We start from the raw sequence: 12,188 nt of genomic DNA, 5'->3' as shown, positions 1-12,188 counted from the left end.
CACAATTTGTGGATAACATTGGGTGAGTGATGACTTCTCCACAAGAAATATAAACAAAATGATAGCAAATAAAGTGAGTAATATCAATAGCTAAGTGAAGTTATCCACATACCAGGGCTTGTACACACCATAAGTTATCCAGATATGTGGATTTGGGGATGAGTCATTTTTAGATTGTGAATAAAAAGAGAGAGAAAATATTTTATCCACAATAACAAAACACAAAGCTGTGAATAAGTGGATAACTTTGACGGGCGCAAATTTCAAGTTAAACTTGCAGATTTTTGTGTAATTTGCTATACTTCAGTAGTTACTGTCAATCACATACACGTGAAAATAGAGGAATAAGCAAATAGGAGGTGTCCTAAGTGGTAAAACGTACTTATCAACCAAATAAACGTAAACATAGTAAAGTTCACGGTTTCCGTGCACGTATGAGCACTAAAAACGGCCGTAAAGTTCTTGCTCGTCGTCGTCGTAAAGGCAGAAAAGTATTATCAGCTTAAGATCACTCTTGCAGTGGTCTTTTTTTTGTTTAAATACGTATAGCCATTTAGTATAATTGGATAAAACATGCGGCAGAATTGAGTGAAAACGTTGGAAAAAAGTTATCGTATAAAAAAGAATGAAGATTTTCAGAGCGTCTATAAGAAAGGAAAATCTGTCGCGAACCGGCAGTTCGTCATTTATCGATATGATCGACAGGAAGCGGAGCACTTCAGACTCGGCATCTCTGTGTCAAAAAAACTGGGTAATGCAGTCGTTCGCAATCGTATTAAAAGAACCATACGAGAAAGCTTCACGCGTCATAAAGAAGATATCATTGCTGCTGACTTTATCGTTGTAGCGAGAAAACCTGCCGCTGATATGTCAGTAGAAGAAGTCAATAAAAGCCTTGAACATGTCATGAAGATAGCCAAAGGATTTAATAAACGTATTAAATAGGAGGCGCTGAAATGCAGGAGACTTTTACAGGGACAACCGTAGAAGAAGCGATACAGAACGGATTAAGCAGCTTAAATGTCAGTGAACAGCAGGTGAAAATCGAAATAGAAGATCCCGGGAAAAAAGGATTGTTCGGTGTAGGGAGACGTGCGGCGGTGGTCAGTCTGACCATCATCGATCCTGAACTCAAGCGGTATACACTGGCAGAACTTAAAAGTAATGCCCAGGTAAGCGAGGACGAAGAACCCGTCATTATTTCAGAGCCGCAAAGTCAAGCAACAGTGAATGAGGCAGCAGAGCGAAATGCCGAAGAGAATCAAAAACCGAAAAAAGATTTGACTGCATCTGCCGGGCAGACACTTCAATATCTTCTGCAGATTTTAAAGCGTATGAACATTGAGGCGACCGGTACTGTTACGACGAAAAGTAACGAAGTCGGCATCAATCTGGAATCAGCTGATGCCGCACGTATCATCGGTAAAAGAGGTCATACTTTGAACGCACTGCAGACCGTTGCTCAGACGTATATCCAGCAGAGCCATAAAGGCTATGTCACAGTGATGATTGATATTGAAAACTACCGCGAAAAACGTAGAGAGACGCTTGAAAATCTGGCACTTAATATGGCTCAGAAGGCACTGAGGAGCCACGAACCTGTCAGGTTTGAGCCTATGCCTAATTACGAGAGAAAAATTATTCACCAAGTACTGGTGAAAATGAAAAATATCGAAACATATTCAGAAGGCCGTGAACCTCACCGGTATCTAGTCATTAAATCAAAATAGAAAAGATTAACTCTAAAAACTTTAGTTTTTAGAGTTAATCTGTTTATTCAGAGCATATAGATTTGTTTTTTAGGTGTTTCATTTTACAATCAACGAATGAATCAATGGAGGAGATATTATGGAACTTGAAACTATTTCAAGCATATCCACCCCGATGGGTGAGGGGGCGATTGCCATCGTCAGATTATCCGGACACGATGCAATCGAAATTGCTGACCGTCTCTATAAAGGAAAGAAGTCCTTACTTGAAGTGGAGAGCCATACCATCAATTACGGTCACATTATTGATCCGGAGACAGCAGAGACCGTAGAGGAAGTGATGGTGGCTGTCATGCGTGCCCCGCGTACTTATACACGTGAAAACATTGTAGAGATCAACTGTCACGGCGGTATTATGACAGTGAACCGTATTTTAGAGCTGACGTTGACACACGGTGCGCGTCTCGCTGAACCGGGCGAGTTTACGAAAAGGGCTTTTCTGAATGGACGAATCGATCTGTCTCAGGCAGAAGGGATCATGGATTTCATCCGTTCGAAGACTGACCGGGCCAGCAAAGTCGCCATGAATCAGATTGAAGGACGCCTCAGCACGATGATTAAAGGACTCCGCCAGTCTATTCTCGAGATTCTGGCACAAGTGGAAGTGAATATCGATTATCCGGAATATGACGATGTTGAGGAAGCAACGACGCAGTTTCTGCTGACTGAAGCCCGCAAGATTGAGCAGTCTATCGATGCGCTGCTGACAACAGGTGCCCAAGGTAAGATTCTGCGTGAAGGTTTATCAACGGTGATTGTCGGTAAACCGAATGTCGGAAAAAGTTCAATGTTGAACACACTGATCCAGGATAATAAAGCCATTGTCACAGAGATAGCGGGGACAACACGTGATGTATTGGAAGAGTACGTCAATGTCAGAGGCGTACCGCTGCGTTTAGTGGATACAGCAGGTATCCGTGAAACGGAGGATATCGTAGAGAAAATAGGGGTTGAACGCAGTCGCGAAGCACTGAGTAAAGCAGACCTCATTCTCTATGTACTGAACTATAATGAAGCATTGACAGACAGCGACTATCAGCTTGCTGAAGCCATTAAACATGAAGATGTCATCGTCATCATCAATAAAACCGATCTGGAGCAGAAACTGGATATTGCTGAAGTGAAGAAGATGGTGGGTGAAGTGCCCATTGTCGAGACTTCGATGCTTTCTCAAGCAGGGATCGACCAGCTTGAAGAACAAATTGCGAAGCTATTCTTTGAAGGAGCGGTGCAGCAGCAAGATATGACTTACGTCTCAAACGCCCGTCATATCAGTCTTTTAAAATCAGCGAAGACAGCTATCAATGACGCGATGAATGCAGCTGAAATGGGTGTTCCTATCGATATAGTACAGATCGATCTCATCAGAACGTGGGAGCTACTTGGAGAAGTGATTGGTGAAGAAGTGTCGGACAGTCTGATTGATCAGTTATTCAGTCAGTTCTGTCTCGGTAAATAAGGAGGAAACAAACTTGGAAAAATATGATGTAATTGTTGTCGGCGCAGGACATGCCGGGGTGGAAGCGGGACTCGCTTCAGCACGAATGGGCGCGAAAACCTTGATGCTGACCATCAACCTTGATTCAGTCGCTTTCATGCCGTGTAACCCTTCAGTCGGCGGTCCTGCTAAAGGGATTGTTGTACGTGAAATCGATGCGCTTGGCGGCCAGATGGCCAAGACTATCGATAAAACACATATACAGATGCGCATGCTGAATACGGGGAAGGGCCCGGCTGTACGTGCACTTCGTGCGCAGGCGGATAAGGTCCTTTATCAGCAGGAAATGAAAGATGTGATTGAAAACACACCTAACCTTGATATCATGCAGGGGATGGTCGAACGTCTTATTATAGAAGAAGGTAAAGTGACTGGTGTTGAAACAGTCATCGGCACGACCTACCATGCAGATGCTGTCGTCTTGACGACAGGTACATTCCTGCGCGGTGAAATTATTCTCGGTAACATCAAGTACTCATCAGGCCCGAACCATCAGATGCCGTCTATTAAACTCGCTGATCATCTCCGTGAACTCGGCTTTGATATCGTCCGCTTTAAGACAGGGACACCGCCTCGTGTCAACGGCAATACCATCGATTATGACAAAACAGAGATTCAGCCGGGTGACGAAGTCGGCCGTGCATTCAGCTATGAGACGACAGAATATATTTTAGATCAGCTGCCCTGCTGGCTGACTTATACGAATGACAAGACTCACCAGATCATCGATGACAATCTGCATCTGTCAGCGATGTACTCCGGTATGATCAAAGGGACAGGCCCCCGTTACTGTCCGTCTATTGAAGATAAATTTGTTCGTTTCAATGATAAACCGCGCCATCAGATTTTCCTGGAGCCTGAAGGACGCAATACGAAAGAAGTCTATGTCCAAGGATTATCTACCAGCCTGCCTGAACATGTGCAAAGACAGATGCTGCAGTCCATTCCAGGCCTCGAGCGTGCAGATATGATGCGTGCAGGCTACGCCATTGAATATGATGCGATTGTACCGACCCAGCTCTGGCCATCACTTGAGACGAAGAAAATCGCGGGTCTGTTCACAGCGGGTCAGATCAACGGGACATCTGGTTATGAAGAAGCGGCAGGACAAGGGCTGATGGCCGGTATCAACGCTGCTGCTAAAGTGCTGGGCCGCGAACCGCTCGTTCTTGGTCGTGCAGATGCCTATATCGGTGTGCTGATTGACGATCTGGTCACAAAAGGAACCAATGAGCCGTATCGCCTGTTGACCAGCCGTGCAGAATATCGTTTACTTCTGCGTCATGATAATGCTGATCTTCGTCTGACTGAAATCGGCCATAAGATCGGACTGATTTCAGATGAACGATACAGCCGTTTTGAAGAGAAGAAAGCAGCCATTGAAGAAGAGATCAGCCGTCTGTCTCAAGTCCGTATTAAACCGAATGAACAGACGCAGCACTTGATTGCAGAACGCGGCGGTGCTCCTTTAAAAGATGGCATTTTAGCGATTGACCTCTTAAAACGTCCAGAAATGGATTATGCAGCTATCCGCGAAATACTTGCGGATGATATTGAAGTCTCAGAAGAAGTAGCAGAGCAAGTGGAGATTCAGACCAAATATGCAGGCTATATAGATAAATCTCTGCAGCAGGTTGAAAAAATGAAACGGATGGAAGATAAGAAGATTCCAGCTAACATCGATTATGATGCCATTCATAGTCTGGCGACAGAGGCGCGTCAGAAACTGAAGGAAGTAAAACCTTTGAGTGTAGGTCAGGCATCACGTATTTCCGGGGTTAATCCGGCTGATGTTTCGATTCTGCTTGTCTATATTGAACAGGGAAAGATTGCGAAGGTGAATTAGATGAATGAAGAGCAGTTTATAGCAGCACTCCGTGCGCAAGGCTTTGAATTAACAGAAAAACAACTGAAACAGTTTGCAATTTATTATGAAAATCTAGTAGAGTGGAATGAGAAAATTAATTTAACTGCTGTTACTGAAAAGGAAGAAGTCTACTTAAAGCATTTCTTTGACTCATTGACACCCAGCTTTTACTTTGATTTCAAGGAAATTGAGACGTTATGCGATGTCGGCGCAGGGGCGGGTTTTCCAAGTATTCCGCTGAAAATCCTGTTCCCACACATCAAACTGACCATAGTAGATTCTCTTAACAAACGCATTAACTTCCTGAACCATCTCGCTGCAGAGCTGAACCTTGAACAGGTACAGTTCATCCATGACCGTGCAGAGACGTTCGGCCGCTCGGAAAAACGTGAAACATATGACGTGGTGACAGCACGGGCGGTTGCGCGCCTGTCGGTATTAAGCGAATTGTGTCTGCCGCTTGTCAGAAAAGGAGGACACTTCCTGGCGCTGAAAGGTGCGCAAGGCGAGATTGAAATAGAAGAAGGGCTCTTTGCCGTGAATATCCTGGGCGGTGAGATTGTGGCCAATCATCAGTTTACGCTGCCTATGGAAGAGAGTACACGTTATATTGTGGATATCGAAAAGCGCAGACAGACTGCTAAAAAATATCCGCGAAAAGCAGGTACCCCTGCGAAAGAACCGCTGATGAAATAAGATGTGATGAAAGTGAGTCGAATGAGATGAAGAAACCTTTTTCAAAGCTATTTGGATTACGTGATAAAGAAGATCTGACAGGAGAACGTGCAGAAGGCAATGTGATCAAGATCGCGATAGAACGCATTGTGCCGAACCGCTACCAGCCGAGACAGGTATTTGATGAAGAAAAGATTCAGGAGTTAGCGGATTCCATCAAAGCATATGGGCTGCTTCAGCCGATTGTCGTTCGTCCGATTGAAGAAGAGATGTACGAAATTATTGCGGGTGAACGCCGTTTCAGAGCGCTTCAATTAAATGGTATCGCTGAAACGGAAGTGCTGGTGAAACCTCTGAACGATAAAGAGACGGCCGCTATCGCATTGATCGAGAATATTCAGCGTGAAAACCTTTCTGTTGTTGAAGAAGCGGAGGCTTACAAGAAACTGCTGGACCTGGACGGCATCACTCAGCAGGATCTTGCGACAAGTCTCGGTAAAAGCCAGTCCTTTATTGCCAATAAGCTGCGTCTATTAAGACTTTCTTCACCTATTCTGGAAGCGCTCAGTCAGTCACAGATCACAGAGCGACATGCGAGAAGCCTGCTCGCCTTAAATGAGACTCAGCAAAAAGAGATGCTCGCTATCATCAAAAGTCAGAGTCTGAACGTCAAGCAGACAGAAGAACGCGTCAAACGTATGCTCGGCGGTGAAGAGGTTAAACCGACACGCATTGCCTTTACACGTGATATGAAGCTTGCCTTTAATACAATCGGTGAAAGTGTGAAAGCCGTTGAGAAGAGCGGGATTAAAGTGAAGCGTAAAGATACTGAGTATGCTAACTTTTACGAAATCTCGATTAAAGTCTTTAAAAATCAGAATAACCAGTAACCATCCCTTTCGGATGGTTTTTTAGTTTGTGCAGTTTAGTTCTAATATTGTTATAATCGTAATAATGAAGAAACAGCAAGGAGAGAAAAAGATGAAGATATTAGCTATCGCCAATCAGAAGGGCGGCGTCGGTAAAACGACGACTTCTGTCAACTTAAGTGCTGCGCTTGCTGAACGAGGGAAGAAAGTCCTGTTAGTGGATACAGATCCTCAAGGTAATGCGACGAGTGGTGTCGGTATAGATAAAAATAATGTGAAATTCTCAGTTTACGATATGCTGGTTGAAGATGTTTCAATCAACCGGGTCGTGCTGAAGACAGAGCAGGAGAATTTGTCCATCATTCCGGCGAATATCGCCTTAGCAGGCGCTGAAATTGAGCTAGTCTCTGCGATGAGCCGGGAAGTTCGTCTCAAATATGCATTTAAAGAACTGGAAGAATCATTTGATTACATCATTATTGACTGTCCGCCGTCACTTGGCCTGCTGACCATCAACTCATTCACCGCGGCAACAGGCATCATCATCCCTGTGCAATGTGAATATTACGCGCTTGAAGGCTTAAGTCAGCTCCTGAATACCATCAAGCTTGTTCAGCGCCACTTAAATCAGTCGCTTGAAATTGAAGGGGTCCTGCTCACGATGCTTGATGCACGGACCAATCTGGGCAATGATGTCATGGCTGAAGTGCGGTCGCATTTCGGTGACAAAGTATATGACACGATTATTCCACGTAATGTTCGTCTGTCAGAAGCGCCGTCACACGGTCAGCCGATCAATGTCTATGATGCACGGTCAACAGGTGCAAAGACTTACGCGGATTTAGCAGAGGAGGTCATCAGCCATGGCTAAAGGACTTGGTAAAGGACTGGGCCGCGGCCTTGATGCACTCTTTCAGGATAACAAAGGAGACGAAGTAGTTGAGCAGCTGAGACTGGATGATATCCGGCCGAACCCCTATCAGCCGCGTCATGATTTTGATGATATGGCACTTGCTGAACTAGCAGAGTCAATCAAACTGCATGGCATTCTTCAGCCGATCATCGTCAAGAAATCGGTAAAAGGTTATGACATCGTTGCGGGTGAGCGTCGTTATCGTGCAAGCAAACTTGCCGGCAAAACAGATATCCCTGCCATCGTCAAATCAATGACTGATAAACAGATGATGGAGTTCGCCATTATAGAAAACTTACAGCGTGAAGATCTGAATGCCTTAGAAGAAGCCAGAAGTTATCAGCTTCTAATGGATCATTTATCCTTGACACAGGCAGAAGCAGCCGACAGACTCGGAAAATCTCGTCCATATATCGCTAATATGCTCCGTCTGCTGAACTTACCGGAAGAGATCAAGCAGCTGATCAACGATAAGCAGTTGTCCGGGGCACATGGCCGCACACTTCTCGGCCTTAAAAATGAAGCGGATATGCTATCGGTTGCCAAGCGGGTCATTAGAGAAGCGTGGAGTGTCAGACAGCTGGAACAGTATGTGAAGTCACTCACCGCGACACCTGAGCAGCCTAAAAAGACACCGGCCAAACCAAAGTTTCTTGTGAAACATGAACAGTCACTAAAGCAGCACTTAGGTACAAATGTAGAGATCTCTAAATCGCGCAAAAAAGGCAGGATTGCGATTGAATTCACTTCAGAAGAGGAATTTAATCGTCTGATCAGCTTGTTGGAGCGTCTTTAGGAACCAATGAAGAAGCATCTGATCAATCCGCTGCTCGACTCAGAAATGTGGAAAAATATCGGTGTCAATACCTTCTGGTCAATCATCATTGTCCTGATTGCTTTTGTGGTCATTAAAGTGCTGCATGTTGCGATTGCGCAGTTCTTTAAAGTCAGAAGACTGTCTAACTTGTCGCTGTCTGAAAAACGTGATACCACACTGATCAAACTGCTGCAGAATATTACCACTTATGTCGTCTGGTTCGTGGTGCTGACCACTGTCCTCAGCAATATGGGCATCAAAGTGGAGAGCCTGATAGCGGGTGCCGGAATAGCAGGGATTGCGCTTGGTTTCGGGGCACAGACGCTTGTTAAAGATATTATCACGGGGTTCTTCATCATATTCGAGAGTCAGTTTGATGTCGGAGATTACGTCAGAATCAATACTGGCGGCACGAAAGTCGCGGAGGGGACTGTGCAGTCTATCGGCCTCCGCTCGACTAGAATCCGTTCTTTCACTGGAGAACTGACCATCCTGCCCAATGGCACGATGAATGAGATCGTCAATTTCTCCGTCAATAATTCAGTCGCAGTCTTCGAGGTCTCGATTTCCAGTGAAGAGAATATTCGCGCTGTAGAAGAGATGTTAACACCGTATCTTGAGACGCTGAAAGATAAATATGAGGATGTTGTGAAGACCCCGGAAATATTAGGGGTTGATATGGTGAAAGCAGGAGAAGCGGTCATTAAGATTGCGGCGGAGACACTGCCGAACAATCATGTGAAAGTATCAAGACTATTGCGCGGAGACTTGAAGGACTTTCTCGATAGTCACGGTGTAAAAGCGCCTGTGCCAAGGATGGTCATGTATAATCAACCTAAAGGAGGCCCAGAACATGAATAACTATCAGATGAATGATATTGTGGAGATGAAGAAACAGCATGCATGCGGAACCAATGCGTTTCAGATCATCCGTCTGGGCGCCGATATCCGTATTAAATGTACGAACTGCGGGCGAAGCATTATGATGCCGCGCCCTGAATTCAATAAGAAAATCAAAAAAATTATTTCGTCAGCTGACGAATCATAAAGGAGAACAATTATGGCATTAACAGCTGGAATCGTCGGTTTACCGAACGTCGGTAAATCCACTTTATTCAACGCAATTACGAAAGCAGGGGCACTTGCTGCCAACTACCCGTTCGCAACTATCGATCCGAACGTCGGTATCGTAGAAGTCCCTGACTACCGTTTAGACAAACTGACTGAACTGGTGACACCTAAGAAAACAGTACCGACAGCATTCGAGTTCACAGATATCGCCGGTATCGTTAAAGGGGCATCCAAAGGAGAAGGCCTCGGTAATAAATTTCTTTCTCATATCCGTGAAGTAGATGCCATCTGTCAGGTTGTCCGTGCGTTCGAAGATGAGAATATCACGCATGTATCAGGCAAGGTCAATCCGGTCGATGATATCGAAGTCATCAATATGGAACTCGTGCTCGCTGATATGGAATCAGTGGAGAAACGTTATGCACGTGTCCAGAAGATGGCCAAACAAAAAGACAAAGATGCGATGGCAGAAGAAGCAGTGCTGGCAATCGTTAAAGAAGCCCTTGAAAATGAACAGCCTGTCCGTAGCATAGAATTCACACCTGAACAGCAGCGTCTTGTGCGAGGCATGCACCTTTTAACTGCGAAACCGATGCTGTACGTGGCGAATGTTGCAGAGGACGATTTACTCGATGCTGACAACAACGATTACGTTAAAGCTATCCGCAACTATGCGGAGAAAGAAGGCTCTGAAGTCATCGTCATCAGTGCCCGTATCGAAGAAGAACTGGCGGCATTAGATGATGAAGATAAGCAGGAATATCTGGCTGACCTCGGCATTGAAGAATCAGGACTTGATAAGTTGATTAAAGCATCTTATCACCTTCTCGGCCTGGCGACTTATTTCACAGCAGGTGAGCAGGAAGTGCGTGCGTGGACCTTTAAACATGGGATGACAGCACCACAATGTGCGGGGATCATCCATACAGACTTTGAACGCGGCTTTATTCGTGCGGAGACGGTGAGCTTCGAGGATTTAGTAGGTAATAATGGTATGGCAGGTGCAAAAGAAGCAGGTAAAGTCCGCCTTGAGGGTAAGGATTACTTGATGAAAGATGGAGATGTTGTTCATTTCAGATTTAATGTTTAATTCAGGAGGCAGACATGAAACCTTTAAAGCGGATTATCTACGGCATTAAAGTCATCACAAAGTCGGGCGATAAAGGACAGGAGATGTACAATGTCATCTATTACTATTTTGTACAAGCTGTCCGATATGATGAATACGTTGCACTGAATGAGGATATTTATAAGAAAGTCAGCTATCCTGACGATGCCATCCGCTATCTGGACATTGTCAGCTGTGATGAAATCAACCCTGAGGACAGTGATTATTATCTCTATGAATATCTCTACGCCTCACAAGATATCAAGCTTTTTCATGTCAAAGAAATGGTTGTCTATAAATTAGACGAAGTACTCTACTAATGTTGTAATCTGTGTATTACTATGCTATAATATTCAATTGTGAGTAATGAAAATTATTCCTTGCTTTACGAAACAGTAAAGCCGCATAGACCATAAGGAGGTGTAATTGATGAGAACATACGAAATTATGTACGTTGTACGCCCGAACATTGAAGAAGATGCGAAGAAAGCGTTAGTTGAACGTTTCAACGAAATCTTAACTTCAAACGGTGCGGAAATCATCGAAGCAAAAGATTGGGGTAAACGTCGTTTAGCTTACGAAATCGAAGACTTCAAAGAAGGTTTCTACCAAATCGTACGCGTTAACTCTACTGATCAAGCAACAAACGAATTTGATCGTTTAGCGAAGATCAATGACGATATTATCCGTCATATCATTGTACGCGAAGAAGAAAAATAATAATCAACGGGGGCGAATTGCATGATTAATCGTGTTGTATTAGTAGGTCGTTTAACGAAGGATCCCGAATACAGAGTCACACCCTCAGGCGTATCAGTTGCTACGTTTACATTAGCGGTCAACCGCACATTTACGAACGCTCAAGGAGAACGCCAGGCGGACTTCTTAAACTGTGTCGTATTCCGTAAACAAGCTGAGAACGTTAATAACTACCTAAGTAAAGGTAGCTTAGCCGGTGTTGACGGTAGATTGCAATCTCGCAGCTATGATAATCAGGAAGGCCGTAAAGTGTATGTGACTGAAGTCGTCTGCGACTCAGTGCAGTTCTTGGAACCTAAAGGTGCTAACCAGAATCGTCAGGACAATGTGTCTAATGACTATTCAAGTTATGACCCAGGATTCGGTGGACAATCACAAGGTCAGAATTATCAGGCAAACAATCAAACAACTAACACATCCTCTCCTGCATCAAACAATCCGTTTGCGAACGCAACAGGGCCGATTGATATCAGTGATGATGATTTACCGTTCTAATCAATAAGTAAGGGAGGCAACAATCATGGCAGGTGGACCAAGAAGAGGCGGACGTCGTCGTAAAAAAGTGTGTTACTTCACAGCAAACGGTATCACACAAATCGACTACAAAGACGCAGAATTACTTAAAAAATTCATCTCTGAACGCGGTAAAATCTTACCACGTCGTGTAACAGGTACTTCAGCTAAATACCAACGTATGTTAACTGTAGCAATCAAACGTGCACGTCATATGGCATTATTACCATACGTTAAAGACGAGAATTAATATTCCAGACCTTTCACTTCAATAGTGAAAGGTCTTTTTTTATGAGGATTTTAAACCTTATAAATTTAGTAAGAATTTA

16 protein-coding genes are annotated in these 12,188 nt (G+C 44.3%); all 16 read left to right on the top strand.

Annotated elements, in window-relative coordinates:
• Positions 1 to 368 precede the first annotated feature (368 nt).
• The 16 genes from rpmH (at position 369) to rpsR (ending at position 12,109) form a co-directional block, all read left to right on the top strand.
• Positions 369 to 506 carry a 50S ribosomal protein L34 gene (gene rpmH / locus QSV55_RS11370; RefSeq protein ID WP_133452124.1) on the top strand — a complete coding sequence of 46 codons (138 nt, stop codon included), beginning with the start codon at positions 369 to 371 and terminating at the stop codon, positions 504 to 506.
• A gap of 91 nt (positions 507 to 597) precedes the next feature.
• The gene (gene rnpA, locus QSV55_RS11365; protein WP_133452125.1) at positions 598 to 945 is read left to right on the top strand and encodes a ribonuclease P protein component; all 348 of its coding nucleotides are present in this window, start codon (positions 598 to 600) and stop codon (positions 943 to 945) included.
• A gap of 11 nt (positions 946 to 956) precedes the next feature.
• Complete coding sequence (jag, locus tag QSV55_RS11360) at positions 957 to 1,730, top strand: RNA-binding cell elongation regulator Jag/EloR (protein WP_289650244.1); 774 nt, start codon at positions 957 to 959, stop codon at positions 1,728 to 1,730.
• A gap of 118 nt (positions 1,731 to 1,848) precedes the next feature.
• On the top strand, positions 1,849 to 3,228 hold the full coding sequence (mnmE, locus tag QSV55_RS11355; RefSeq protein WP_289650243.1) for a tRNA uridine-5-carboxymethylaminomethyl(34) synthesis GTPase MnmE: 1,380 nt from the start codon (positions 1,849 to 1,851) through the stop codon (positions 3,226 to 3,228).
• Between the two features lie 13 nt (positions 3,229 to 3,241).
• Positions 3,242 to 5,113 (top strand): tRNA uridine-5-carboxymethylaminomethyl(34) synthesis enzyme MnmG, encoded by a 1,872-nt coding sequence (gene mnmG / locus QSV55_RS11350; RefSeq protein ID WP_289650242.1) that lies wholly within the window; start codon positions 3,242 to 3,244, stop codon positions 5,111 to 5,113.
• Positions 5,114 to 5,830 (top strand): 16S rRNA (guanine(527)-N(7))-methyltransferase RsmG, encoded by a 717-nt coding sequence (gene rsmG / locus QSV55_RS11345; protein ID WP_289650241.1) that lies wholly within the window; start codon positions 5,114 to 5,116, stop codon positions 5,828 to 5,830.
• A gap of 26 nt (positions 5,831 to 5,856) precedes the next feature.
• Positions 5,857 to 6,699 (top strand): nucleoid occlusion protein, encoded by an 843-nt coding sequence (noc, locus tag QSV55_RS11340; RefSeq protein WP_289650240.1) that lies wholly within the window; start codon positions 5,857 to 5,859, stop codon positions 6,697 to 6,699.
• 91 nt (positions 6,700 to 6,790) lie between these two features.
• Complete coding sequence (locus QSV55_RS11335; protein ID WP_133452131.1) at positions 6,791 to 7,549, top strand: ParA family protein; 759 nt, start codon at positions 6,791 to 6,793, stop codon at positions 7,547 to 7,549.
• A complete protein-coding gene (locus tag QSV55_RS11330) occupies positions 7,542 to 8,387 on the top strand; it encodes a ParB/RepB/Spo0J family partition protein (RefSeq protein ID WP_289650239.1) in 846 nt (281 codons plus the stop codon). The genes QSV55_RS11335 and QSV55_RS11330 overlap by 8 nt, the downstream gene beginning before the upstream one ends.
• A gap of 6 nt (positions 8,388 to 8,393) precedes the next feature.
• The gene (locus QSV55_RS11325; protein ID WP_289650238.1) at positions 8,394 to 9,269 is read left to right on the top strand and encodes a mechanosensitive ion channel family protein; all 876 of its coding nucleotides are present in this window, start codon (positions 8,394 to 8,396) and stop codon (positions 9,267 to 9,269) included.
• A complete protein-coding gene (locus QSV55_RS11320) occupies positions 9,262 to 9,456 on the top strand; it encodes a DUF951 domain-containing protein (protein ID WP_133452134.1) in 195 nt (64 codons plus the stop codon). Before QSV55_RS11325 ends, QSV55_RS11320 begins: the two co-directional genes overlap by 8 nt.
• A gap of 12 nt (positions 9,457 to 9,468) precedes the next feature.
• Positions 9,469 to 10,569 (top strand): redox-regulated ATPase YchF, encoded by a 1,101-nt coding sequence (gene ychF, locus QSV55_RS11315; RefSeq protein ID WP_289650237.1) that lies wholly within the window; start codon positions 9,469 to 9,471, stop codon positions 10,567 to 10,569.
• Positions 10,570 to 10,583: 14 nt separating this feature from the next.
• A complete protein-coding gene (locus QSV55_RS11310) occupies positions 10,584 to 10,907 on the top strand; it encodes a hypothetical protein (RefSeq protein ID WP_133452136.1) in 324 nt (107 codons plus the stop codon).
• Positions 10,908 to 11,016: 109 nt separating this feature from the next.
• The gene (gene rpsF / locus QSV55_RS11305; RefSeq protein WP_133452137.1) at positions 11,017 to 11,307 is read left to right on the top strand and encodes a 30S ribosomal protein S6; all 291 of its coding nucleotides are present in this window, start codon (positions 11,017 to 11,019) and stop codon (positions 11,305 to 11,307) included.
• Positions 11,308 to 11,328: 21 nt separating this feature from the next.
• Positions 11,329 to 11,841 (top strand): single-stranded DNA-binding protein, encoded by a 513-nt coding sequence (gene ssb, locus QSV55_RS11300; protein WP_133452138.1) that lies wholly within the window; start codon positions 11,329 to 11,331, stop codon positions 11,839 to 11,841.
• 25 nt (positions 11,842 to 11,866) lie between these two features.
• Positions 11,867 to 12,109 carry a 30S ribosomal protein S18 gene (gene rpsR, locus QSV55_RS11295; RefSeq protein ID WP_133452139.1) on the top strand — a complete coding sequence of 81 codons (243 nt, stop codon included), beginning with the start codon at positions 11,867 to 11,869 and terminating at the stop codon, positions 12,107 to 12,109.
• Positions 12,110 to 12,188 lie beyond the last annotated feature (79 nt).

Source organism: Macrococcus bovicus, from assembly GCF_030376725.1.
Lineage (GTDB): Bacteria > Bacillota > Bacilli > Staphylococcales > Staphylococcaceae > Macrococcus > Macrococcus bovicus.
This window is presented reverse-complemented; position numbering and strand designations above follow the sequence as displayed.